We start from the raw sequence: 24,136 nt of genomic DNA, 5'->3' as shown, positions 1-24,136 counted from the left end.
GAAACAAGCCACGCACACAATCAATCGCATCTCTACCTCCTGTCTTATGAAATTAGTTTGCACTCAAAGTGACCTCAGTACGAACCTCTCACTCGTCAGTCGAGCAGTACCGTCACGCCCAACTCATCCAGTACTTGCGAATGTATTACTACAAGCAGATGCTCAAACTAACCAAGTAAGCTTAACCGCCTTTGATTTAAGTTTGGGTATTCGTACCAGCTTTAACGCTGAGGTATTAGAAGGCGGCGCGATCGCTCTCCCAGCTAAACTACTTGTAGACATCACCTCACGTCTTCAAGAAGGAGAAGTAACTCTAGACGATGAATCAGCCCTAGACTCAGAAACAGCCACAGGGGAAGGTTTAATTGTCACCCTGACACCGAAGAATGGACATTATCAAGTCCGAGCAATGGGCGCTGAGGAATTTCCTGAACTCCCGATCATTGAAAATGCTGAACCCATTCAACTCACCACAGCCGCATTAATTGAAGGATTACGCGGTTCATTATTTGCTACCAGTGGTGATGAAACCAAGCAAGTATTAACAGGAGTACATTTAACAGTTAAACAAGACACCCTCGAATTTGCAGCTACCGATGGACACCGCCTAGCAGTAGTGGAAACCACTAACGAGCGTCCCCTAGACAATAGTGACCAACTAGAGGTGACAGTTCCAGCCAGAGCCTTACGGGAACTCCAACGGATGTTGGGTCATAATGCTGCCTCTGATCAAGCGATCGCCTTATATTTAGATCAAGGTCAAGTAGTATTTGCATGGCAAAATCAACGCTTAACCAGCCGCACCTTAGACGGTCAATATCCCGCTTATCGCCAATTGATTCCGCGCCAATTCGAGCGCCAATTAACAATCGAACGCAAACAATTAATTAGCACTTTAGAGCGCATCGCCGTACTAGCTGACCAAAAGAATAATATTGTCAAAGTTAGCATTAACAGCACCGCCCAGGAACTGACATTATCCTGTGAAGCTCAAGATGTAGGTAGTGGTAGAGAATCCATCCCTGCACAAATATCGGGTGAAGATATAGAAATTGCCTTTAACATTAAATATTTAATGGAAGGGTTAAAAGAGCTACCATCTTCAGAAATTCAAATGCACCTTAATCAAGCCCTAACCCCAGTCATTTTTACGCCCCTGGGAGGTTTGAAAATGACCTATTTAGCTATGCCGGTACAATTGAGAAGCTAAGTAAGACAAGGGCAGGGAGAAGAGGCAGGGAGCAGGGGGGCGGGGAGCAGGGGGCAGGGGGAAAGAAACCTACTCATAACTTTCTTCACTCAAAACTTTCTTCACTCCGTACTTTCCGCACTCAGCACTCAGCACTCAGCACTTTCCCCACTCAGCACTCAGCACTTTCATCTAATATGAGAAACAGGAATTTCAATCCAAAATTCTGTGCCTAAATTAGGTTGGGAATTACATTTAAAGATCCCGTGATGCTTTTCCACCACAATTTGGTAACTAATCGATAACCCCAAACCAGTACCTTTTCCTATTGGTTTAGTGGTAAAAAATGGGTCAAATACTCTTTGCTGCACAGAGTCGGGGATTCCTGCGCCATTGTCGGTAATGCGAATCACCACACTTTGTACTTTATTCTCAAATTCACTAACAGCAGTATTAATAGTAATTTGACCAGGATTAACCTGCTCTGATGTAGACTTTTTATCATGTTCTAAAGCATCAATAGCATTGCTTAAAACATTCATAAATACTTGATTAATTTGTCCGGCATAACATTCTACCAGTGGTAAATCGCCGTATTCTTTAATTATCTTGATATTGGGAACTTCCGGTAATGCTTTCAAACGATGCTGTAAAATTAGCAGAGTGCTATCAATGCCTTCGTGAATATTTACAGCCTTCATTTCTGCCTGATCCAGACGCGAGAAATTTCGTAAAGACATGACAATCTGACGGATGCGATCAACCCCAATTTTCATAGATGATAAAGTTTTGGGGAAATCCTCAGTAATAAATTCTAAGTCAATTTCTTCCGCCCGGTTGATAATTTCCTGACTAGGCTGAGGGCAGTGCTGCTGATAGAGTTCTAACATACTAGCTAAATCGTCAGCATATTCATGGACATGGGCTAAATTGCCATAGATAAAATTAACTGGGTTGTTGATTTCGTGAGCCACACCCGCAACCAATTGACCCAAACTGGACATTTTTTCAGTTTGGATAAGTTGGCTTTGAGTTTGTTGTAAATTACGCAGAGCTTGCACTAGCTGATCTGCTTGTTCTTGGCTTTGTTTAAGTAATTCAGCTTGTTGGAGTGCTACCCCCAGTTGCAACGCAATTTGAGCAATGAACTGAATTTCCGAAGATTCCCAGTGACGGGGTGCAGAGTTTTGATATGCTGCTAGTAAGCCCCAAAGTTGTTGCCCTATAAAAATTGGCGCGATCGCATAAGCTTGAGCCTGAAGTTGCTCTAAAAATTCAATATGACATTCAGAATGGCCAACTTGATAAATATCATCAACTGCAAAGGTTTCATTGTGGCGATATCGCCCACCTCTAGTTGCTTGCAAATAGGAATCTTGCCAAACTGTATTCATATCCACAGTTACCAGCTTCATCCATTCCTCACCGACAAACTCAGCGATAAACTCACCACTCCAATCTGGGTGAAAGCGGTAAACAGCCACCCGATCCGCTTGCAGCGATTTGCAAAGTTCCTGAGTCGTAGTCTGAAAAATTGCTTTAATATCCAGAGATTCCCGGATTTTAGCCACAACTTCAAATAATACCCGTTGTTGTTCAGATGTCCGTTGCAGTTCCAAAGTGCGCTTTTGCACTTCATGTTCTAAGTTAGCATTGAAAGCTTGTACCTGTTGGTATAGTTCATGCTGTTGAATTGAGGATGCAAACAGATCACCAATATCTTCAGCTAGTTCAATTTCTGCTTCTGTCCATGTCTGAGCTTGTGCCTTTTTCGATTCCCGCCACACGTCAAAGGAAAGCCGGGGATATACTTGTCTTTCATCGAGATCAAATTGACCAGCCCACAGGGTTTCTGTATCTATTTCCTGGCGAAAAATACTTAAATAGCCGACTAACTGCTGACGATATTCCAAAGGAATCATCAAGATGCTGCGAATTTTAGTTGGTTGAAAAGCAACTTGCAAACTGCGTAAGTGGGGAATTTTATATATATCTGAAATTGCCCAAGCATCGTATTGACCTGACTTGTAATGTTCCTGCCAAACACTGTACTGCTCCATGAGTGGATATATACTTTGTGTTGGTATTAGAGGTTGTTGTCCATAAGTATAAACTTGGACACCATTACTTCTAGGCATTAAGCATTCTGTGAGACTGGCAAGTGGCTCATCGTGGAGGTTAAAAGCTTGATCTTTCATGCACAGCCTACCACCACAGCCATTAAAGGCCGCAACAGCTGCTTCTAATGCCGGTTGGAATATAATTGTGGGCAGTGAATGTAGTAAAGTAGAAATACGGTTGATAATTTTTTCCCGTTCGGCCTTCTCACGAGCTTGAGTCAAAAGATCACTTTGAGCGATCGCGATTGACAACTGACCTACTACCATCTGCACTGCTGTCAATTCATCTTCGGAAATATCAGATGGCTCAGAATTATGAGAAGCCAATAGCCCCCAAAGTTCATCTTGGTAAAAAATAGGTACTACCAAAGAAGACTTCACCCCCATAGCCGTTAAGTATTCGATATGACAAGGATCTACAGGGCGATAACGGATATCCTCTGCTAGATTTTCGCCATTTTCCAACTCTTGCAAGGGACTTTGACCAATCTGCTGTGTTTCCACATTGACAATAGAGCGCACCCTTGATTTAATAAATAGTTCACGGGCATGAGGCGGAATGTCATCAGCTGGAAAATTTAGTCCCAGCAATGACGGTAATCGGTTTTCATGAATCGACTCAGAAATAACTTGACCACTGCCATCAGCATGAAATTTGTAAATCATTACTCGGTCAGTTCCCAGTAACGAACAGACTTCCGCCGTTGTCGCTGTGATGATTTCTTCTAGTTCTAATGTTTGACGGATACGATTTGTAATGCGGCGCAGCACACTTTCTTGATCAATACTTTCCCTAAAATTTGGTTTAGCGAACTGTGACATTGCGTTTTATTAAATAAATTTCCCAAAAAATCAATAATGAAACAGGCATAAATATAGAAATATTTTGTAATTTATTTAATAGTTTTGTCCACAGTGTAACTACGGGCAAAATACTGCTAAAATATTTTATGTTTGCGTAAAAAGTTACATTTTCAAGTAAAACTAAGTAATGGCTAAGAATAAAACCGTTTATCTCTCGGCTTTTATCTAAAATAGGTATAACAAATTAACATCATCAGTGGCTATTTAAATTCAGACAATTTTGGATGGGATATTTTGAACTTAGGATTTACCCCACAGATAAATTTCGGGGCTTGTCCCACTAAGGAAGTATTGGTCAAAAGTAGAGCCTAGGTAATTTTGAAATCTCTACTTTTGACTATTTAATTGTGCCTTAGCCTATCAGCAAAATTAAACTTTTGCCTTGTCAGTAAAGCGAATTTTGAGATAGTCTTCTTCCATTTTGGCTCCCCCTGGTTGTAACGCTGCCAAGGCTTGTGGCAATACTAAATTACGGCGGTGGTTGCCAATAGTAATGTTTAATTCATCACCATTTTTACTTAATTGAATTTTGTCTTTGGCAATCCCAGGTAAGTAAATTTCCAAACTATATTGGTTATCTACTTGCACAACTCTCATAGTTGTTTCTTTGTAATACACCTGAGTTGGGTCTTCATCTTTGTAGAGAGTGTCTTTCAACCGTTCTAAAGCTGCTAAACCGCACATTTCTTCAGAAAAAAGCGGCACTTCTTTTACAGGTAGAGGCAGAAAGTTATCATGTATTTCTTGGCGATATTGCTGCTGATTTTCCTTCCAACGTTGGAAGAAGGGATCTTCAACTTCTTGGGGAATGATGCGATTAGCAATTACTAAGTCTGTAGCCACATTATATAAACTCAGATAAGCATGGGCGCGGAGAGATTCTTTCAGCACCATCTTTTCGGGATTAGTTACCAGACGCACTGAAGTTTGAGTATTATCAGTTAATACTTTCTCTAGAGCTTCAATTTGCTCATAAAACTCATAAGGTGCATCCATCACTTCTTTATCTGGGAGAGAAAAACCGGCAATTGGTTTAAAGAAAGGTTCAACCAAAGGCCGCAGCGCCACTGAGATATTTTGAAATGGCTTGTAAAAACGGCGCATATACCAGCCACCAACTTCAGGTAAACTCAGCAGGCGTAATGCTGTGCCGGTCGGTGCTGAGTCAATAATCAAAACATCAAACTCGCCTTCATCGTAGTGGCGTTTCATCCTCACCAAGCCAAAAATTTCATCCATACCTGGTAAGATGGCTAATTCTTCGGCTTGCACCCCGTCTAAACCCCTGGCTTGTAAAACTTGGGTAATGTAGCGCTTCACCGCCCCCCAATTGCCCTCTAGTTCTTGCAGCGCATCTAGTTCTGCACCCCACAAATTGGCGCGAATTTCTCGCGGTGCGTGTCCCATTTCTAAGTCAAAACTATCTGCCAAAGAGTGAGCCGGATCTGTACTCAAAACTAGTGTGCGGTAGCCTAGTTCTGCACAACGCAGTCCAGTAGCGGCGGCAACGGAGGTTTTACCTACACCGCCTTTGCCTGTCATCAAAATTACACGCATGGATGATTACGTCCTATCTCAGAATTATTTACATTTATTTACATTATCAACTGTTTAAAGAAAATTACTTTAGGTTCCAATTAATATTGCAATTGCCTTGATTAACTGATCGGGTTCGACGGGTTTAGCAATATGCTGTTGAAATCCGGCTTGGAGTGCTTGCTGTTGGTTAATTTCACCCGCATAAGCAGAGAGGGCGATCGCGGGGATAGTTCCTCCCTCTGAGGGTGAGTATTGTCTAATTTGCCGAATCAGAGAATAACCATCCCTTTCTGGCATCCCGATATCAGACAGAAGTAAATCCGGGACAGATTGATTTAAGAGAGTTAATGCCTGTAATGCTGAAGCGGCTGTAGTCACTTGTGCGCCAGCTTGGCTCAGGATGAATTCTGCCAACTCACGCATATCTGGGTCATCATCCACAACCAATATCCGCATCCCTGTGAGATTGATTACAGTTTCTAAATGGCTATGATCAGAAACTATCTCCTGCTTAACAATGTTTAACGGCAACCTGACGGTGAATGTTGTGCCTAAATTCTGCCCCGGACTATCTGCCTGAACTGTTCCTCCATGCAGTTCCGTTAAATTGCGGACAATCGCCAGCCCCAATCCTAATCCACCGAATTTTCTGGTGGTTGCGCCATCTTCTTGACGGAAGTATTCAAACACATAAGGTAAAAACTCTGGAGTGATACCTTTACCATCATCTTTGACTTGAATTTGAGCATACATCCCCACCTGCTCTAGTAGCACTTCAACTCGTCCTCCCGATGGTGTAAACTTGACGGCGTTAGAGAGCAGATTCCAGAAAACTTGTTGTAAGCGATTGCTATCACCGGAAACAGTTCCAGAAGCTAGATTGAATTGGGTCTGGATTTGAATGTTCTTGACTTCTGCTGCCAGTTGCACTGTTTCTAGGGCTGCTTTAATAGTTGCAGCTAAATTAACTGGTGCGACGTTTAGCGTCATTTTGCCTTGGAGGATGCGTGAAACATCTAGTAAGTCTTCAATTAATTGCGCTTGCAACTTGGTATTGCGTTCGATAGTTTCTAGGGCTTGTTCGGTTTTGGCAGCATCTAAGCGCTTAGTTCGCAGGATTTTTGTCCAACCCAGAATGGGATTGAGAGGCGATCGCAATTCGTGAGAAAGCACTGCTAAAAACTCATCTTTAATTCTGTTCGCTTTTTCCGCCTCTGCTCTAGCTTGGCGTTCTGCTTCATACAATTGGGAGCGGGCAATTGCTTGAGCGCATTGACGGCATAAGGCCAAAATAAATTTGCGATCGTCTTGACTAAGTTGTTTAAATTCTGCAAAATTCAGCGCCATTCCGCCCACAGACTTGCCCTCAGTCACAAGAGGCAGCGATACCCATGATTTGAAATCGGATGAGTCGTAAACTTGAGCTAAGTGAGGATAACGCGCAATTCTCTCGGCTGAGGTTTCTAACCACACAGGTGCTTCGGTTCTGATGGCTTCTGCTAAGGGGGTAGCGGAATTAATGGAAAATTTCTGCCAGGATTCAATTAAATCGCCATTAAAACCCACAGCTTTGACTATTTCTAATTCTTTGCGATCTTTGCTCACCAAAACTACCATTGCCGAAGTCGCTGCCAAAACTGCCATACTTTGTTCGACAATTACTTCAGCGACTTGCAAGGGTGTGAGAGATTCCGAAAGGGCGGCGGTGACGGTTTGCAACCTAGCAGTGCGATCGGCGGATTTTTCGGCGGCTTGCCTTGCTTGCTGTGCTTCTTGATAAAGGTAAGCATTATCAATGGCGTTTGCAGATCGACGAGCTAAATCTTCAGCCAAAGTCAAATCATTCCGGCTGTAGTGGCGATTAGAATCGGTAAAAATGAAGGAAATGCTGCCAAAAACTCGTTCTCTGGCTTTTAACGGCGCAATAATGCACGATTTTAAGCTCAGTTCGCGTAAGATTTGCAAATATTTAGGATCTTGAATGGTTGCTACTAACTGCTGATCAGTAATTTCTACTGCAATTTCACTTTGTCCAGTTTTCATCACCTGAGAAATGCCATAGCCATCATCCAAATACCTGGGATAGAGTTGCATCACTTCCCATCCTAATCCCACCTTTTGGGCATCAGTATGAGCAACAGCAACACGGCTAATGGTGCGATCATCATTGAGTAAATCAACACAACACCAGTCGGCAAAGTGAGGTACAACTAAATTCGCAACGCTCTGGAGGGTTTGTTCATAGTCTAAGGAAGATGCCAGCACAGCGCTGATTTCTGCTAAAAAAGCCGACTGTTGGTGTGCAGCTTCTGCGGCTGCACGGGCTACTTGCTCCCGCGCCAGTTGCACTCGTTTTTCCTCAGCTTGTTTGCGTTCGGTAATGTCGATTAATGTGCCTGAAGTCCCCAATATTGTACCATCGTCTTCTAAGTTCAAGCTGGCAAATACCTCAATCCAACGCAACCCTCCAGTTTTCGTCAGGTAACGAATTTCATGATTGCATTCGTCTTTTTGCCTTTGCATTAAAGGTTGAAAGAGTTCTAAATGATGCTGCCGATCATCTGGATGTACGTAGGCTAAAACATGAGTACCGATACTTTCATCAACCGAGAATCCCGTAATTTCTGTCCAAGCCGGGTTGAGAAATGTCCATAGCCCTACGGTATCGATTTGGAAGATGACTTCTTTGATATTATTCACTACTGAGCGATAAAGTTGCTCAGTTTTGCGGAGCGCTTCTTCAGCTTGCTTGCGCTCGGTGATATCGTGCATTACTACCACCGCACCCTGTTTTTCACCATGCAAATTGACAATTGCTTGAGCGTTGGCGTTGAGGATGCGTGTTAATCCTTGCTTGGGCATAATGATCATTTCGACATTATCAACCTGCTGCCCTTGCAATGCCCGAAACAAGGGAATGTCGGCTGTTTCCATCAGCGTTTGTCCATCCGGCAGATACAAATCATAATGTTCTGCCCATTCTTCGGGAAACAATGGTTCTTCAGACAATCCATGCAATGATTGCGCTGTTTTGTTAAATAACTGTAATCGTCCCTCAGCATCGCAAGCAACAATGCCGGCTTGAACGTTATCCAGCAGGACTGTGAGAAAATCCTGTTGTTGGAGCAGCGTTATTTCTAATTCTTTTCGTTCTGTGATATCAAGTAAATATGCCAGAAGACCATTTAGAGTAGGACATAGCTTCACCTTAAACCATCGGTTTAACGTCGGATAGAACTCCTCAAATTCAACGCATATTTTTTCGACAATTACTTGATGACACTGTTGATAAAACTGAGTTGTCGCCTCTACCGGAAATACATCCCACAACAGTTTGCTGAATAAATCGTCTGTGTTTTGATTTAAAAGCTGTTTTGCTTGATGATTCGCAGAGGTAACACGCCACGCTGTGTCTATCTCAATAAATGCTTCAGCCATATTTTCCAAAATGGCTGTGAGCCTTTCTTCTACAGACTTATCAGCGACAGGGAATGCTGCTGAAGCCACTTCAGAAAACTGCTGATGTGAATTATATATTTCTGGGCGATCGCTGTTCAGAGAAACCTCCTTCATTTACAGGCTGTTTTCAACAATATTCAACAATATATGATGAAGTGTTTTGTTTGAGCTTGGACAAACTTTGTAGCATTCTCTGAATCATATCACCATCAATCATTGCTTCACTCATTTCTGGGAGCAATGCCATCATCAGGGACGGATGAATCTCGCCTATAAATTTTCCCAGCTAGATTAATCAATGTCAAACTCAGTCAGCTTTGATCTATTGGATAGATGAAAAATGCTGTTTGATTACGTCTAGGGGTGAACAGTGCCAATAATCGATGTGGGAAATAATCAAACTAGCAGAATTAAGACTTAATTCACTCCACCCAGAGATAGAAATGCGGGGTTTCCAAGGGACGGGTGTATTCCAACTCAGTGTCCACTCGGTTTTTATGGTGTCTCCTAAACGTTGAATATCATGTACGTCCATCTGGGGATTGATAAACCATGTCTGGATGAATTTAATCATCTGCTGATAGCGCTTAATACCCCGAAATTTAGTTAATGGGTCTTGAAAGTAGACGTTTTCAGCATAAATGCTGTATGTTTGATCTGTGGGAAATCTTTGATAGTCTTGTTTGAGGATTTCAATAATATCCATAAGTTGCTTTCATTGAGGTATGGTTAGATATTAAAAAGTAGAGATATATGGGGATTTTATTCAAGTTTAATATCTATTTCATTCCATAAGCGTTCTAACTGACGCTGCCAAGCTGTTAATACTTGTTCTCTGGCTGCTGCGGTTTGGTCGATTTCACCTAATAATCCTTCTGCATAAAAACGTTCTAGATTTTGCATAGTTGATTCCAGAGATTGTCCCTGCTGTTTTGCTGTCTGGATAATTTGCCGGATGCGACTTTCAATCAGACGATTGAAGACATTATCTAAACCCGCTTCATACAAAGATACTAGTCGAGCGATCGCACTGGCAAAATCTGCACTGACCAAAGTCTCACTATTGTGTTGATACACTGCCCAAATTACCCCATCAAACAAGGCATAACGGACTTCTTGGGTGTCATCAAAGTTGGCTTCTAGAAACTGTGCTAAAAACGGTTGAGCTTCTTGGATTGGGACAATAGGCAGTAGAATTCGTAACCAAGTATTATCTTCAGAAAGCAGTACCAACAGCCGAAAACTAGCGGTGTCTACTTGCCAAGATCCAGGAGCGATCGCTTTAACTTCTGCTGGATCAAATAATTTGGTGAGCGTACCCGCAATTTCTTCTAGTATCATGGTTTATTTTGTGTATCTAGTCTCTAGGGTAACGCCTTGGGGTTGTTTACAGGTAGCAAACGGCGAAGATTGCACAGATGACATCCCCAGAACTGATAAATCAAGAAATACCCCATCATTTTAGGCAAGTCGGACAAGGAAGACATTGCCATGAAATTAAGCTATAAAACCAGATAATATGTCTATTTTATTTTTTTTTAGCATTGATTTTTTGATTTTTTAGAACTAAAACTAGCAGTAACAGTTCAGCAAATCATAGCTTAATTGTTTACCAAGTTAATCCACGCGCAGCATATCGAGGAGCTAATAATATGGCAACTATCAATCTTTACGAACTAAACGCTACTGGTTCTGAATTGTTTCAAGATTCTGAAAGCTTTCTCAATGAATTCAATGAGCTAGACTTTATCTCTGGTGGAGAAAGTTCTCAAGCTAGTGATGCTGGTTACTATAATCCTATTAGTGATCTTTCCACACTTACTAAGCTGGCTGAGGCCTTTGTTGCCACCTATGCAATTGGTCATATTACCGTGTTAGCTAAGTCATTCAGCTATGGACACTAATGGCTTTTAGGAAGTTCAGGTAAGCATAGCAACTCTCAATAATTTCTGAACAGCAATATTCCCGATTTCTTCAGAAGTCGGGAATTTGATCTGATTAATCTAGGACTTACGCATTGACAATAAATCCAAAATATGTTTAACACTAAAAAGCACATATTTCGTAGGGGTTTAGCATTGCTAAACCCCTACCATACGGGTATATTTACTATTAACATAATCATTGTTCAAAGCCGGAAATTGGCTATTTTGGTAACAGCATACCATGATTATTTTTTACAGTGCGTAAGTCCTATAATCTATAAAATTACCGCAAAATATCGCCTTGAGAAGATTGCATCGGTGCGCTTAGTGATAGACAAACCTAATTTGGGAATACTCAATTGAGTAATTGTGAGGATGACATAGTGGTGGAAGAAAGAGCATATTGGCTGGCTTGGACGCGAATTTCTGGGGTGGGGCCAGTGTTACTGCGACGGTTACACCAGCATTTTGGCACACTAGCCACAGCTTGGAATGCTACCAAAGCCCAGTTAGGAGAAGTTGAAGGTTTTGGGTTTCAGACATTAGGGAAAGTAATTGAACAGCGATCGCGTTTACATCCAGAACAATTACTCATCCAACACCAGCAAGAAAACCCCCATTTCTGGACACCAGCAGACGCAGATTATCCCCGGTTACTTCTAGAGACTCCCAGCCCACCGCCCATGTTGTATTATCGTGGTGAAGTTGAACTGCTAGAAAATCTCGGACAAAAACCCCTGGTGGGAATTGTCGGGACACGCAAACCTTCCGAATATGGACTACGTTGGACTCGCCAGATTAGCACAGCCTTGGCTAAAAATGGCTTTACAGTTGTATCTGGGATGGCGGAGGGAATCGACACAGAAAGCCATCTAGCCACAATGAAAGCCGGGGGAAGGACAATCGCCGTTTTAGGAACTGGTGTCGATGTAATTTATCCCCACAAAAATCGGGATTTGTACAAACAGATTTTGACTCAAGGCTTAGTCGTGAGTGAATATCCAGCCAAAACCCCACCTGATCGCACTCACTTTCCCCGTCGTAACCGAATTATTGCAGGTTTAAGCCGGGCGATTTTGGTTATGGAAGCGCCTGTAAAATCGGGGGCGTTAATTACAGCCTCTTACGCCAATGAATTTGGTCGAGATGTTTATGCATTACCCGGAAAAATCGATGATTATCCATCTCAAGGATGTTTAAAATTAATCAATCAAGGTGCTTCTTTAATTCTCAAGGAACTGGACGAATTGTTAAAAATGCTGGGAGCCATCCCCAAAATTGATACAATTGACCCATTGCCAATGGCAGAACCAATCAAGCTGCCGAATTTATTACCAGAACTGCAACAAGTCATGGATGCGATCGCTTGTGATGTTTTATCCTTTGATTATCTTGTGCAGAAAACCGGGATGAATACTGGCTCAGTTTCCAGTGCATTATTGCAGTTGGAACTCATGGGTTTGGTTTCGCAACTTCCCGGAATGCGATATCAGAAGTGTTAAATAACAAAAGATGTGGTTTGTAGTTGGAGTTTTCAAGTCCCGTAAAAATCCTCATCCAGAATTTGCTCAATCGCAAAAGGACAGGTGATGGGATACTCACTCTCTTCTGGTATACGAATCCCAAATTTAGCAAATTTACCTTCCTTAATTGCTAGCTTACGGGCATCGGGATAAGCTTTTTCCACAGCCTCGACCAAAAAACTTTTGAGAGATGGGGTATCTGCCAGATTGTCGAGAACTCGCTGACGATGTTCCACAACTGAACTGTACCAACTTGCTTGCATCAAATCAGGTACATCATGCTGAATCTTTAATTTGAGTAAGTGAGCCAACAAGATTTTGAGATTACTTCTGAGTGTATTCCTCTCTGATTTACCCAAATCAACTAGTTCCTCAATCAAATGCTCAATATCCAGCGACCCAAATTGATGATTCTGTAACTGTTGAATCGTTTGCTCAATCCATAATTGTAAATCGCGATCATATAGGGTGTCGGACATATTTCAGATTCACTTATGCGTGATCACAGAACCGTTGTAGGGACGTTCGGTGGCAGGTCTCTACATTCCTTATTGGAGATGTCTAATGTACTAGTTCCTATAGTACGACACTTGTTGAGATCAGTAGGCAGGGACTTATCTGGAAGGAAAATTTTGTGGAGTTGTGAATGGGGTTTGAGGACTATTTGGTAGCACAGGGTTGCCCATATTGTTAGGTGCTGGAAGATTGATCACGGGATTGGGTGCAATACTCTGGCTAAATTGTTCGTAAGCAGCGCGAGAAATAGCGCTAATCAGTTTTTCCGCTTCCGGGTCATTATTGGAGCGTTGTACCATCACAGCCGCAATGTAGCGCTTACCTGTGGGGATATCAATCAAACCCACATCACCCAACATGGTGGCAATATCACCGGTTTTATGGTGGATTCTTGCGCCAGTACCTAAGCCTGAAGGTAAGAGATGATTTCGTTCTGTGCGACGCATAATATCAAGGATCAAATCGCGCGATCGCATAGTCACTAAATTTCCTTGATTGAGCATAGCCATTAAATTACCTAAATCCCTGGGACTACTGGTATTGGTTCCGGCTAAATCTGGCAGAGGATTACGAATGGCTGTAGCTGACAATCCCCAACTTTGAAAACGCTGATTTAGCGCCTCCATACCTCCTAGTCGGGCGATCACCATATTAGTGGCGGTATTATCGCTGATTGTACTCATGCGAGTGGCAACTTCCAGGGCTGTGTACTGGGTTCCCACTTTTTGTAACTGCATATTTCCCGAACCACCAGCCACCATCTCTTGTTCCATCGTCAGCATTTCATCCAGGCGGATTTTCCCTGCATCCACATCTTGGAAAAAGGCGATCAAAATTGGCACTTTGATGGTGCTAGCCGTGGAGAAACTGGCGGAACCATTCACATCTACGTAGCTACCTGTATCTAAATCTACAAAGAAAACGCCAGGTGTGAGATTAGGGTTGGTGGCCGCTAAATTTTGCACGGCTTCTTTTAAGGGGGTAATTTCTTGGGATAGGTATAAGCCGGCAGCCGCATTGGGGATAGGTTGCGCCTGATTTGTCCCCACATTCTGAGATGGTATAGCCGAATTACTGGGCATCCGAGTGGCAGGATCAAAGACTGACAATATTGTTCCCACAATTGCACCCAAACCAACTCCCACAATCAGCAAGCGCAGAGCATATAACATGGTTCTAGCCATTGGCTTTAACCGTGTTTTGCGCGAAACTCGTCTACCCATTTTGGGCATTGCTGACTTCTGTACCCGCACAGTTCTGTACTTGACGGTGTTGGGATTAAAGGATGGTACCGTCGCATTTACATACCCAAGGGGTTTCACGGCAGCTGGCATGACTAGCCCTGGTTTTGACCTCCTTACCCCAGTAGGAGTTGGAGGAGGATTAACCCGCGTTAAAGCTACTTGTGGTTTGGCAGGACGCTGCTGCTGTGGTGGTACTTTGACTTTTTTCTTGCCCACTTTTTGTCCTTTATTCTGACGCGGGCGACGGTTTGTGGGTTCACGCCGCGAGAAATTTTTTAGTTTGTCACTTGACTCTGACACTGTTACTCCTTGTGACCCACCCGAATGTTTTTCAGCAAACTCCCGACCCAAAACTCACTCAGTAGCCTTTTTGTGTTTAGTTTAAGCCATATTAACTATTTTTGGTGGGTTAATTTTGTACATATTAACGAAGAATTACAAGTTTTGATGATTCCCTTGGTTTTTCAGCGCCCATTCTATTTGTCGCACAATGCCTCGCAGCATAGAAACTTCCTTTGTTTGCAGGTGAGCGCGATTATACAATTGCCGGAATTTAGCCATGCGAGTCAGGGCTGTATGTGGGTGTAAATAACCGATATCTAGTAGTAGAGATTCTAATTGCTGGTAGTAAGTTTCCAAAACATCCAAAGATGCCAGTTCAGTTTGGCTGGGGGGTGGGGTTGTCTGTGGTGCTGTATATTGTGCTAGTTCATAACAGCAGATACCCACGGCTGAAGCTAAATTTAGGGATGCGTAATTGTCACTGGTGGGAATGCGAACAAATCGCTGGGCATAATTTAATTCTTCATTACTTAAGCCCCGGTCTTCTCTGCCAAAAATCAGGGCTGCGGGTGCTTCTGCTGACTCTAGTAACCAAGGTAGGGCAGTGCGGGGATTTTCTAAAGGTGTTTGCCAATCACGCACACGGGCTGTAGTGGCGATCGCCCGGACACATCCTTGTAATGCTTCTGGTAATGTTTTTACCAATACCGCAGATTCTAAAATCTCCTTAGCATGAACTGCCATTTTCAAAGCTTCTTCCCCCACCGGATCACATTGGGGATTGACTATGACTAAGTTATATAAACCAAAATTTTTCATTACCCTAGCGATTGAGCCGATATTCATCTCTCCCGCCGGTTCCATCAACACAATTCTTAACCCAGCCAAACCCATTTTTTGCCTCCCACGCTTGCTTATCCTGATTTCTCAGTTCGCACCTAAAAATACTTTATCCGTTAGGTTGTAACAGTTATGCTGATAGCAGTGGATCAGTACTTCTTCCTCAAAGTTAAGTTACCAGATGCCATCTTGGCATTACCATCTGTCACTAATTCTCCCAGTGGGGAAATGCTGTGTAACATCAGGAAAGAGTAGTCAGTGTAAAAGGGGTAAAGATCAGGTGTTGAAGACACTTTTAGTGATTACCGTTGGTTTGTTACCGTCCTTGTTTTCTCTGTGGGTCATGCGTAAAACCCATGCGCGATCGCGCCTGCGGATCAGACAAGCAGCTACGAGTTTTTCAGCTAGACGCATCCCACAGACCATTAGACCAATTGAAGGCGATCGCTATTACTTGGAAGGTGTGGGTTATCTGATTGGCGATATCAGTTGCAAATTTAATGCTCGGTCTGGCTATATGCGCTGTGCTGTTAACCCTAGTGGTCCCTGTCAGGCTTGCCGACATTATGAACCAAGAGAATTAGCTGCCAGTGAAAAGCAATTTTAACGCAATTTCAGGGACTAGAGAATTGTGACATTGAATAGACATCTGCGAAATTCTCTGTCGGGAGAATTCATCAATTGTCTCTATGGCTTTTTCCAAGATGTCTCATGCACCCCATGCAGCAACTTTACAATTATCTGCCAAAATTACTGCTTAACTCTGGCGTTGGATGAGCGGCACACTTAATGATTAGTATCCCACAAATAAAATTAGATATTTTCTAATTTATAATTATTTGATTTCCTTCATTATCTAATAACCTGTTCTTAACCTTAAACATCTATTCAATAGAATAATATATTCAAATGTTGGCAAAAATAATATTTTTTGGAAAAATTACCTAAAGAATATTTATTAATTTTAAGTAATTCCACAGTAGAAGATATCAACAAAAGATAATAACATATCAACGATATATAAAAAACGCCCCATATAATTAATTATTAACATGACTAAAACTTATGAGACGGCGTAAATTGGTGTGTAATTTGATTCTGTTCCTTGGCGGTTGTACAGCAGCCGTTAGCCCTATTGAAAGTAGTTCCTATAATTCCGGCAATTCCACATCTAATTATCTGAAATTTGCAGTTGCAGATGCTATGGGTCTGGAAAATTTGCAGCGCGATTATGAAGCCTTCCGCAGTACCTTAGAACAGGTATTGGGCATACCTGTGAGATTTTTTCCCGTTGAAAATCGCACAGCAGCAACACCAGCATTGCAATCAGGTCAGATAGATATTGTCTTGGCTGGTCCATCAGAATACGTGGTTTTAAAATCTCGTGCGAAGGCTGTTCCTATTGTTGCTATTCAACGCCTTAATTATTATCCTATAATTCTTGTTCGTGCCGACAGCAAAATCAAATCATTAGTGGAACTCAAAGGTAAAACAATTGCCATGCGAAAAGTTGGTTCGACTTCTGGTCATTTAGCTCCGACAAAAATGCTGATGGATGCAGGGTTAGATCCAATTACTGATGTCAAGATTCTTATGTTAGGTAATCAGGGAATGCAAGCTTTAAAAAAAGGTGATGTAGATGCTTGGACAATTGCATCTGATAGATACAAAGTACTTCTAGAATCTGAAGGTTTATCTGAGAAAGATTTTTCTGTAATCGCTAAAGGAAAATTGCTACCTAGTGATGTGTTTGTCATGAATAGCCAGTTAGAATTTAGCGTTATAGAAGATGTGCGATCGCGTATGCTGCAAAATCACGAAAAACTACTTAATAGCCTGCTGATGACCACAGTCAACCAACCTTATCAAGGCTCCAAATTTATGCCAGCTAATGATGCTGAATACAATATTATTCGTGAAGTTTATCAAAAAATAGGGCTGGGGTATTTTCTCTAATTAAGTTAAACATAAATTAATGTTTAAAGAGTATAAAAATAAATTCAAAAAAAATTTTGCCTGGTTACATAATCTCAGTAATAGCTGGAATATTGCCCAAAAAATTAGCTACGGCTATACTGTAGCAATTGGCATTTTTTTTATCGGCACAACAAGCGGTTTGCTGTTTGTACACAATAACGAAAAATCTGCCTACAAGCAATTAAATCTATCTTATCAACAGCAATCCTTGTTAAAAGATTTAGAAAATTCGGTAACTAGAATCAGGCTACATACCCAACGTTTAGCTCCTGTTTTAAAAAATCCAGTTTGGTTTGAAGTAGAAAAAAACCAATTCCATTACCAGCTAATTGCAGTCAATAAAAATTTGGATAAAACCAAAAAATTTATTAATACTCATTCCCATGATTTAGTCATAAACGAACTAGAAGTTCATTCGCTGATCACAAGATATCGTTTAACAACAAAACTATATAGTGAAATAGTTCAATCTTTTTGGCAGGAAGTTGAAACTGATAATTTTGCAAGACAAAATGTAAATGCTTATAGTACAGATTTAAATATTTTACTTCAGAAAGAACAGCAACTAGGCATCAATTTAAGATTCGATCAACTTTCAGACGATCTAATTTTTGTGATAGGTAATGCGAATATTCAGAAACAAAAAGCACATACTCGCTTTGAAAATGCTCAAAAACTGCGAATACAAGTTATTGTTGGTAGTATGCTGCTGTCAGCTGGAATTGCCGCAGCATTGGCAATCTATACTAGTAGGTTAATTGCTCATCCTTTAGAAGTTGTAACCAACGTTGCTAGAAGAATTACTCAAGAATCAAACTTTCAACTGAGAGCTAATATTCATAGTCATGACGAAGTGGGAACTCTAGCTATTTCCCTAAATCAATTAGTCGAGTGGGTGGGAAGTTATACACAAGAGTTAGAGCTAGCACGTCACAATTTAGAGCAACGAGTAGAAGAACGTACTCAGGAATTAGAGTTAGCACGCCAAGATTTAGAGCAACGGGTAGAAAAACGGACTCAGGAACTGCAAAAAATCTTACAAGACTTGAAAGCAACCCAAGGACAATTAATTCAAACAGAAAAAATGTCTTCTCTGGGAGAGATGGTAGCAGGTATAGCCCATGAAATAAATAACCCAGTTAATTTTATTTATGCTAATATTCAATGTGCCAATGAGTATATTGAAGATTTACTAATTTTAATAAATTTATATCAGCAAGAGTACCCGGAACCCAATTGGATAATTGCCGAAAAAATTGCAGAAATAGATTTAATTTTTCTCACTAAAGATATATCAAGCCTACTGAGTTCTATGAAAATGGGCGCTGAACGGATTCGGCAAATTGTTTTATCTTTGCGTAATTTTTCCCGCCTGGATGAAGCCGCTATGAAGGAGGTAGATATTCATGAAGGAATTGATAACACTCTATTAATTCTTAATCACAAAATAAATCAGGAAATCGTACTAATTAAAAACTATGGTCAACTTCCTTTAATTAGGTGCTATCCGGCTCAACTTAATCAAGCATTTATGAATATTTTAAGTAATGCTATAGATGTTTTGATAGAACAAAAAAATAATCAAAAAAAACAGATTCACATAGATACAGTCCAATTAAATACTGATTTCATCCAAGTAATAATTAGAGATAACGGTTCAGGGATTCCACCAGAAATTCAAGATAAGTTATTTAATCCTTTCTTTACAACTAAACCAGTGGGTAAAGGAACTGGCTTAGGTTTAAGTATCTGTTACCAAATAATCGATAAACACAAAGGTAAAATAGAAGTATTTTCCGAACTAGGACAGGGAACAGAGTTTATGATTCTCTTGCCGATTAAAGCCCAATTAAACTAGCAATATCTAGTTAACTAATAATTACTTAAAAAAGGTTATGACAATTTATTTCTACAGTGCGCGCGAACAATATGGCTGTTTTTCCAACTTTTCGCCCCACGGCTTTGAGTTAGACAATTTGTATTGGTATACCAGTGAACACTATTTCCAAGCCCAAAAATTTATTGGTACATTCCATGTAGAGCAAATACGCTTAGTTAAAACTCCGAAAGATGCTGCAAAAATGGGACGTGAAAGAAGCCGTCCTTTACGCCCAGACTGGGAAAAGGCTAAAGATGATATAATGAGGAAAGCTGTACTGCGTAAATTTGAAACCCATCAGGATATTCAGAAAATATTACTAGCCACAGATGCTCAAGAAATTGTGGAAAACTCACCTATTGACTACTATTGGGGGTGTGGCTCTGATGGTAGTGGTAAAAATATGTTGGGCATCATTTTAATGGAAGTGCGAGAGATATTGCGCTATAATAATAGCCTACAGGTTGGAGTAAAGTAAAATAAAATTATTGCTATTAATGCTTGCTTTTGCAGATGTCTCAAACAGTTACTAAAAGCAAAGAATTCTCAAGGTGTCAAACTAATCTTTATAGTCATCGAGTTCTGATAGTGCGTTACCTTGTAAAAGCATTTTGCTGCACTGAATTTTTCAAGGGATGCTCGTCTAGACATACGAAAAGCATATTCTCATAGAGTAGCTTGAAGGTAACAATCCCTTATAGGAGTAAAGAAATTATGTCTCTATCAAGAAAGTTAAAGAAATATTGTAAATGGTTTTGGGATGAATCTCTTGGAGGCGAGTATGACAATTGGGGTACAAGCACCTATTTTATGGAAGTTGGCTACGATTTATGTGCTGTCAGACAAATAGAAGTTTACGAAAATGGCAACGTCTTGTTTTACGATGGTAGCCATTTTTCAGATAATCATGGAATGTTATGTGATAAACCTTTAGGTGAAGCAGATATTCAAGAATTTGGCATTACCAAAGCCGAATTTGAACAAGTTTGGAGTACAAAAACACCAATGAATAGATAAAAATTTACGGTGCGTAAAGCAGCAAGCTAGGTAAAACGCACCTAATCATTTGTTTGATTTAACAAATCCAGGATCTTTCAATTGTCCAATGGCGATCGCTTGACTGATAAATTTTTACTCCAGCCAAATCCACAGATGCAATTAACTGATTCACTTCATCTATTGTGAGTGCAGCGTGGAGAGAATCATGAAATAATTTTTTCTGGTGGGAGTCATATTCATTTCCAATACTTTCCACCAAAGCATTCATTGTTGCTTCATCCACTGGCCGAATTAAATCACGAATCAAAATACCACTATTGGGTTTGGTGACACGCTTCAGTTCTTGAAAAAACGGCAGTGGATCAGGTAAATGATGCACAAGACTATTAGAAATTACCATATCAAATACCCCATCTTCGTAAGGTAAGTTTTTGGCATCTACTAATTCGTGACTAATTTTTTCTGCTAAATGAGCTTGCTGTATATGTTGTGCAGCAATTTGCAGCATATTTGCCGCTAAATCAATAGCGACAATTTGCCATTGGGGACACATTTGGCAGATTAAAACCGGAATCCGACCAGTTCCTGTTCCAGCATCTAAGACTAAACTAGCTTGTTTTGACCCCAAGGCGATCGCCTCTTTTGCAAAAGCTGTATTGACTTGAGTGAAATCCATTGCATCATACTCAATGGCTTCTTCCCAGGTATCCATAACTTCTGGTTCTAGGATTCTTTGCATTGTTAATTTCCCTGTTATAGCGTTTCCTAGTATGCTAGGTACGGATGGATCTAATCTCGATGGTTAATTCTTTTTTAATACCTAAGTAATGAGGAAATCATGACATTTCATCCATGAAAGTAGAACTACGGTTTTGGGAACACTAAGTGTATCATCAAACTTAACAGGTATTGGTCGATGTCGAAACATGAATCTAACCCTAGTCTAAAAAAGACGTTAAAACAAATCAAGCCCGATAAAATTACACATCAATTTGACCAGAGTACCTTGGGGGAAATGGTACTTCCACAGGGAAGCGTAGCGTCAGAACAGCATAGCTATCACAAATTATCAGAAGCATCCCAGTTATTGGAACAAGGAGTTAAACAGCAACAAGACGGTGAATTAATAACGGCGTTAAAATCATTAAAACAAGCGCTACAAATGTTTCAGGCTGTTGGTAATATAGAACAGCAGCAGCAGGTGTTGTGCTTTTTGTCACTAGTGGCATATACATCAAGTGATTATAAAAGCACAATTTATTATTCCCAACAGTGTCTAGCGTTGCTACAGAGTCACCCAGATTTATCGATACAGATACAAGCACTGTCTCACTTGGGTAATGCTTACCGTCACCTAAGCGACTATAAACAGGGAATTAACTATCTGCAAGAGTGTTTAAGAATCACCCGTGAGATGTCAAATAAGCGGAGTCAGGTTGCAGCATTAAATAATTTGGGATTGGTGTATAAAGCAGCAGGTCAATTTGCAAAAGCAATTGAATATCAAAAAGAAAGTTTACAAATTGTTGAAGAACTCCAAGACAATTGGGGTATGGAACAGGTACTGAAAAATATAGGTAATACTTATTATGCTTTGGACAATTATCCGCAAGCGATCGCTTACTATGAAAGATGTGTCAGAATAGCACGTTTACTCAACCATATTCGCAGTGCTTCCAAGCTACTGAAAAATTTGGGCAATGCTTGCTATGCTACAGGCAATTATGGCAAAGCTATTCTGTATTATGAAGAACGGTTACAATTAGCTAGAGAACTTGAAGATATACGTAGTGAAGAACAATCTCTTAGCAGTTTAGGGGTTACTTGTGAAGCATTAGGCGACTATAAAAAAGCAGTTAAATATTACGAAGAACGTTTGCTATTAGCTAGAAAAATTCAAGATGTCCGTATGGAAGAACAAGCCCTAGGCAGTTTGAAATTCACTTGTGAAGCCTTGGGTGATTATGCTAAAGCTATGCAATACCAGCAGGGTAATTTGTAATTTGTAATGCCTCTTTCAGAGGAGCTTCGCTAACGTAATTCGTAATTTGTAATTCGTAATCAATGATGCAGGGAGATTGCTAACTAATTACTGTATTTTGTCTCTCAACCAAATACGGAAGGATTTCAATAAAGCAATTTCACCCATGTTTTTACTCTGCTGCATAAATCGACTGATATCACTGACTGAAATTAGGGGAAAGGCAATACTAAAGCTACACTCAATATATTGCCCTTCTACCAAATGATAAAATTTTAAATCTTGTCCGTTATATCTCCATAGTTCAGTCACACCCAGCGCTGCATAAATTCCCAATTTATTAACTGAACTACTGGTAATGTCAATTTCAATGGCTAAATCAGGTGGAGGATCTGTTTCTAAATTTAATGTCTCCTGACCTCTAATAGCTGGCTCATTTTGAATATAATAGCAATTATCTGGTTCTATACCTCGATTTGCTAATCGCCGCTTCAGTGTTGTGGAACCAGCACTTTTAATTTCTACACCCACTTCTTCAGCTAAAGTGAATATAAGGCGGTCAAATTGGATTTTAGGGTTTTCATGTTCAAAAAGTGGGGTCATGATTTCTAAAGTACCGCAGTCATAAGCAAGCCGAGAACCTCTATCCTCACCTGTATCTCTCAGCAAGGCTTCAAAGGTTTCCCAACTGATGTTATGTAAAACGGTTCTTTGTTCAGCAAGCGTTGACTGGACAAGCATATTACATACAATATTTATTCCATGACAATCGGACTTGATATTACACCATAACTAAAGATTCATCCTCTTTCCAAGTCAATGAAGGTTCAAGTTGACCTGACTCAGCAAATGTGATTGCAGCTAGTAAACATTCGAGTAAATCAACACACATTTTTACAGGATAATTGCCTGCTTGACCTCCAACTACTAATTCTTCTGTATCGTTAGATTTTGAGAATTTAGGTGAAATAAAAATGACTTTATCGTTATGAGTGTCTAGATTATCTCTTTGTTTTTTTAATTCATTATAGAAATGAAGTACAGTGATTTGATTTTTAGAAGATATAGAAGTCTTGATATCGTATTTGGGCTGATGTAAAAGAGTATAAAAACTCTCATTATCTAAAGTTGCAGTAACAACATATTTTCCCGAATTACCACCCCCAATACTCATATAAGCTTCATCATCACCCAATGTGACTAATGTTTTGGTCTTACCATCTAATTCACCAATAGCTTCTTCAACTTGACTGAAGCTGGGATTTTCAATTAAATAACCTTCATTTTTATTACCAACCCATTTTTCTACAGATAAGTTTGATACAAACATTATTGCTTCCTTTTCCTTGGGGGTGTAACTTTAATTATTTTACTGCCACTGGGACTAATAATTTCTAATTCTTCTATACCTAACTGCCAAGCCATAGAATTTACACCCCCTCTTAAACCACAAGCGTCACAAAGGTCTCTATCTACAACTAAACGGGCTTTTATAGCTGTAACATCTGCATCTTTGGCTTGTTGAAAAACATCAGCTTCTGCATGAGTTCTAGTTATGGGGTTGACTTTAAAAGTTATTTGGCGAGGATAAGGATTACTACCAGAATTAATGCCAAAAAACTTTTGACCATCTATTTCTAGTTTAGCAATTGTTGATTTATCTGTCTCACTACCAGCAGGAGGTAAACCAAGTTTCTGCCTATATTCACTTAGTTCATCAAAAAAACTGTCCGTTGTTCTTTGCCTTTAAATTAAATTTGCGCTCTGTTTTGCAGTATGGGACTTGGCGTGAAACATTA

At 40.5% G+C, this 24,136-nt stretch carries 21 protein-coding genes and 1 pseudogene; 10 read left to right on the top strand and 12 right to left on the bottom strand.

Annotated features, from left to right (window positions below):
* The first annotated feature begins 46 nt into the window (after positions 1–46).
* Positions 47–1,210, top strand: a complete 1,164-nt coding sequence (gene dnaN, locus ACM0OW_RS07275; protein WP_414549360.1) for a DNA polymerase III subunit beta — start codon at positions 47–49, stop codon at positions 1,208–1,210.
* A gap of 167 nt (positions 1,211–1,377) precedes the next feature.
* Here the strand turns inward: dnaN and ACM0OW_RS07270 are convergent, their stop codons facing one another.
* From ACM0OW_RS07270 to ACM0OW_RS07250, 5 genes are all read right to left on the bottom strand, one after another.
* The gene (locus tag ACM0OW_RS07270; protein WP_414549359.1) at positions 1,378–4,131 is read right to left on the bottom strand and encodes a GAF domain-containing protein; all 2,754 of its coding nucleotides are present in this window, start codon (positions 4,129–4,131) and stop codon (positions 1,378–1,380) included.
* A gap of 411 nt (positions 4,132–4,542) precedes the next feature.
* Positions 4,543–5,730 (bottom strand): TRC40/GET3/ArsA family transport-energizing ATPase, encoded by a 1,188-nt coding sequence (locus ACM0OW_RS07265; protein ID WP_414549358.1) that lies wholly within the window; start codon positions 5,728–5,730, stop codon positions 4,543–4,545.
* Between the two features lie 69 nt (positions 5,731–5,799).
* Positions 5,800–9,285, bottom strand: coding sequence for a PAS domain S-box protein (locus ACM0OW_RS07260; RefSeq protein WP_414549357.1), 3,486 nt, complete (start codon positions 9,283–9,285; stop codon positions 5,800–5,802).
* A gap of 208 nt (positions 9,286–9,493) precedes the next feature.
* Positions 9,494–9,877 carry a DUF2358 domain-containing protein gene (locus tag ACM0OW_RS07255; protein WP_414549356.1) on the bottom strand — a complete coding sequence of 128 codons (384 nt, stop codon included), beginning with the start codon at positions 9,875–9,877 and terminating at the stop codon, positions 9,494–9,496.
* A gap of 56 nt (positions 9,878–9,933) precedes the next feature.
* Positions 9,934–10,512, bottom strand: a complete 579-nt coding sequence (locus tag ACM0OW_RS07250; RefSeq protein ID WP_414549355.1) for a hypothetical protein — start codon at positions 10,510–10,512, stop codon at positions 9,934–9,936.
* A 311-nt stretch (positions 10,513–10,823) separates the two neighbouring features.
* Here ACM0OW_RS07250 and ACM0OW_RS07245 point away from each other — a divergent pair, with 311 nt between their 5' ends.
* Positions 10,824–11,075, top strand: a complete 252-nt coding sequence (locus ACM0OW_RS07245; RefSeq protein ID WP_414549354.1) for a hypothetical protein — start codon at positions 10,824–10,826, stop codon at positions 11,073–11,075.
* A gap of 404 nt (positions 11,076–11,479) precedes the next feature.
* Positions 11,480–12,598, top strand: a complete 1,119-nt coding sequence (gene dprA, locus ACM0OW_RS07240) for a DNA-processing protein DprA (protein WP_414549353.1) — start codon at positions 11,480–11,482, stop codon at positions 12,596–12,598.
* Positions 12,599–12,630: 32 nt separating this feature from the next.
* Here dprA and ACM0OW_RS07235 read toward each other — a convergent pair whose 3' ends face one another.
* The 3 genes from ACM0OW_RS07235 to ACM0OW_RS07225 all read right to left on the bottom strand — a co-directional run bounded on the left by ACM0OW_RS07235 (position 12,631) and on the right by ACM0OW_RS07225 (position 15,555).
* Entirely contained in the window at positions 12,631–13,098 is a 468-nt protein-coding gene (locus tag ACM0OW_RS07235; protein WP_414549352.1) for a DUF29 domain-containing protein, read from the bottom strand.
* 135 nt (positions 13,099–13,233) lie between these two features.
* Positions 13,234–14,679: a serine hydrolase gene (locus tag ACM0OW_RS07230; protein ID WP_414549351.1), complete on the bottom strand. Its 1,446-nt coding sequence runs from the start codon at positions 14,677–14,679 to the stop codon at positions 13,234–13,236.
* Positions 14,680–14,814: 135 nt separating this feature from the next.
* The gene (locus ACM0OW_RS07225; RefSeq protein ID WP_414549350.1) at positions 14,815–15,555 is read right to left on the bottom strand and encodes an RNA methyltransferase; all 741 of its coding nucleotides are present in this window, start codon (positions 15,553–15,555) and stop codon (positions 14,815–14,817) included.
* A 78-nt stretch (positions 15,556–15,633) separates the two neighbouring features.
* On the opposite strand from ACM0OW_RS07225, the gene ACM0OW_RS07220 reads away from it, so the two are divergent.
* From ACM0OW_RS07220 to ACM0OW_RS07195, 6 genes are all read left to right on the top strand, one after another.
* Positions 15,634–15,756 carry a hypothetical protein gene (locus ACM0OW_RS07220; protein ID WP_414549349.1) on the top strand — a complete coding sequence of 41 codons (123 nt, stop codon included), beginning with the start codon at positions 15,634–15,636 and terminating at the stop codon, positions 15,754–15,756.
* Between the two features lie 25 nt (positions 15,757–15,781).
* Entirely contained in the window at positions 15,782–16,108 is a 327-nt protein-coding gene (locus ACM0OW_RS07215; protein WP_414549348.1) for a DUF6464 family protein, read from the top strand.
* A 458-nt stretch (positions 16,109–16,566) separates the two neighbouring features.
* Positions 16,567–17,457: a phosphate/phosphite/phosphonate ABC transporter substrate-binding protein gene (locus ACM0OW_RS07210; RefSeq protein WP_414549347.1), complete on the top strand. Its 891-nt coding sequence runs from the start codon at positions 16,567–16,569 to the stop codon at positions 17,455–17,457.
* Positions 17,458–17,476: 19 nt separating this feature from the next.
* Positions 17,477–19,336, top strand: a complete 1,860-nt coding sequence (locus tag ACM0OW_RS07205; RefSeq protein ID WP_414549346.1) for a sensor histidine kinase — start codon at positions 17,477–17,479, stop codon at positions 19,334–19,336.
* Positions 19,337–19,373: 37 nt separating this feature from the next.
* A complete protein-coding gene (locus tag ACM0OW_RS07200) occupies positions 19,374–19,835 on the top strand; it encodes an NADAR family protein (RefSeq protein ID WP_414549345.1) in 462 nt (153 codons plus the stop codon).
* A 236-nt stretch (positions 19,836–20,071) separates the two neighbouring features.
* Positions 20,072–20,374, top strand: a complete 303-nt coding sequence (locus ACM0OW_RS07195; RefSeq protein WP_414549344.1) for a hypothetical protein — start codon at positions 20,072–20,074, stop codon at positions 20,372–20,374.
* A 58-nt stretch (positions 20,375–20,432) separates the two neighbouring features.
* Here the strand turns inward: ACM0OW_RS07195 and ACM0OW_RS07190 are convergent, their stop codons facing one another.
* Positions 20,433–21,095 carry a class I SAM-dependent methyltransferase gene (locus ACM0OW_RS07190; RefSeq protein ID WP_414549343.1) on the bottom strand — a complete coding sequence of 221 codons (663 nt, stop codon included), beginning with the start codon at positions 21,093–21,095 and terminating at the stop codon, positions 20,433–20,435.
* Between the two features lie 177 nt (positions 21,096–21,272).
* Here ACM0OW_RS07190 and ACM0OW_RS07185 point away from each other — a divergent pair, with 177 nt between their 5' ends.
* Positions 21,273–22,358, top strand: a complete 1,086-nt coding sequence (locus ACM0OW_RS07185) for a tetratricopeptide repeat protein (protein WP_414549342.1) — start codon at positions 21,273–21,275, stop codon at positions 22,356–22,358.
* An 87-nt stretch (positions 22,359–22,445) separates the two neighbouring features.
* On the opposite strand, the gene ACM0OW_RS07180 is transcribed toward ACM0OW_RS07185, so the two are convergent.
* The 3 genes and pseudogenes from ACM0OW_RS07180 to ACM0OW_RS07170 all read right to left on the bottom strand — a co-directional run.
* Complete coding sequence (locus tag ACM0OW_RS07180) at positions 22,446–23,078, bottom strand: Uma2 family endonuclease (protein WP_414549341.1); 633 nt, start codon at positions 23,076–23,078, stop codon at positions 22,446–22,448.
* 40 nt (positions 23,079–23,118) lie between these two features.
* Positions 23,119–23,667 (bottom strand): hypothetical protein, encoded by a 549-nt coding sequence (locus ACM0OW_RS07175; RefSeq protein WP_414549340.1) that lies wholly within the window; start codon positions 23,665–23,667, stop codon positions 23,119–23,121.
* Positions 23,667–24,041 (bottom strand): annotated as a pseudogene (locus tag ACM0OW_RS07170) (deaminase); the annotation flags it as partial. The gene ACM0OW_RS07175 and the pseudogene ACM0OW_RS07170, both read right to left, overlap by 1 nt.
* Between the last annotated feature and the right edge of the window lie 95 nt (positions 24,042–24,136).

The organism is Anabaena sp. CCY 0017 (assembly GCF_963920885.1).
In the GTDB taxonomy this organism is placed as follows: domain Bacteria; phylum Cyanobacteriota; class Cyanobacteriia; order Cyanobacteriales; family Nostocaceae; genus Nodularia.
The sequence above is the reverse complement of the archived record's forward strand: the minus strand, read 5'-3'. Positions and strand labels throughout refer to the sequence as shown.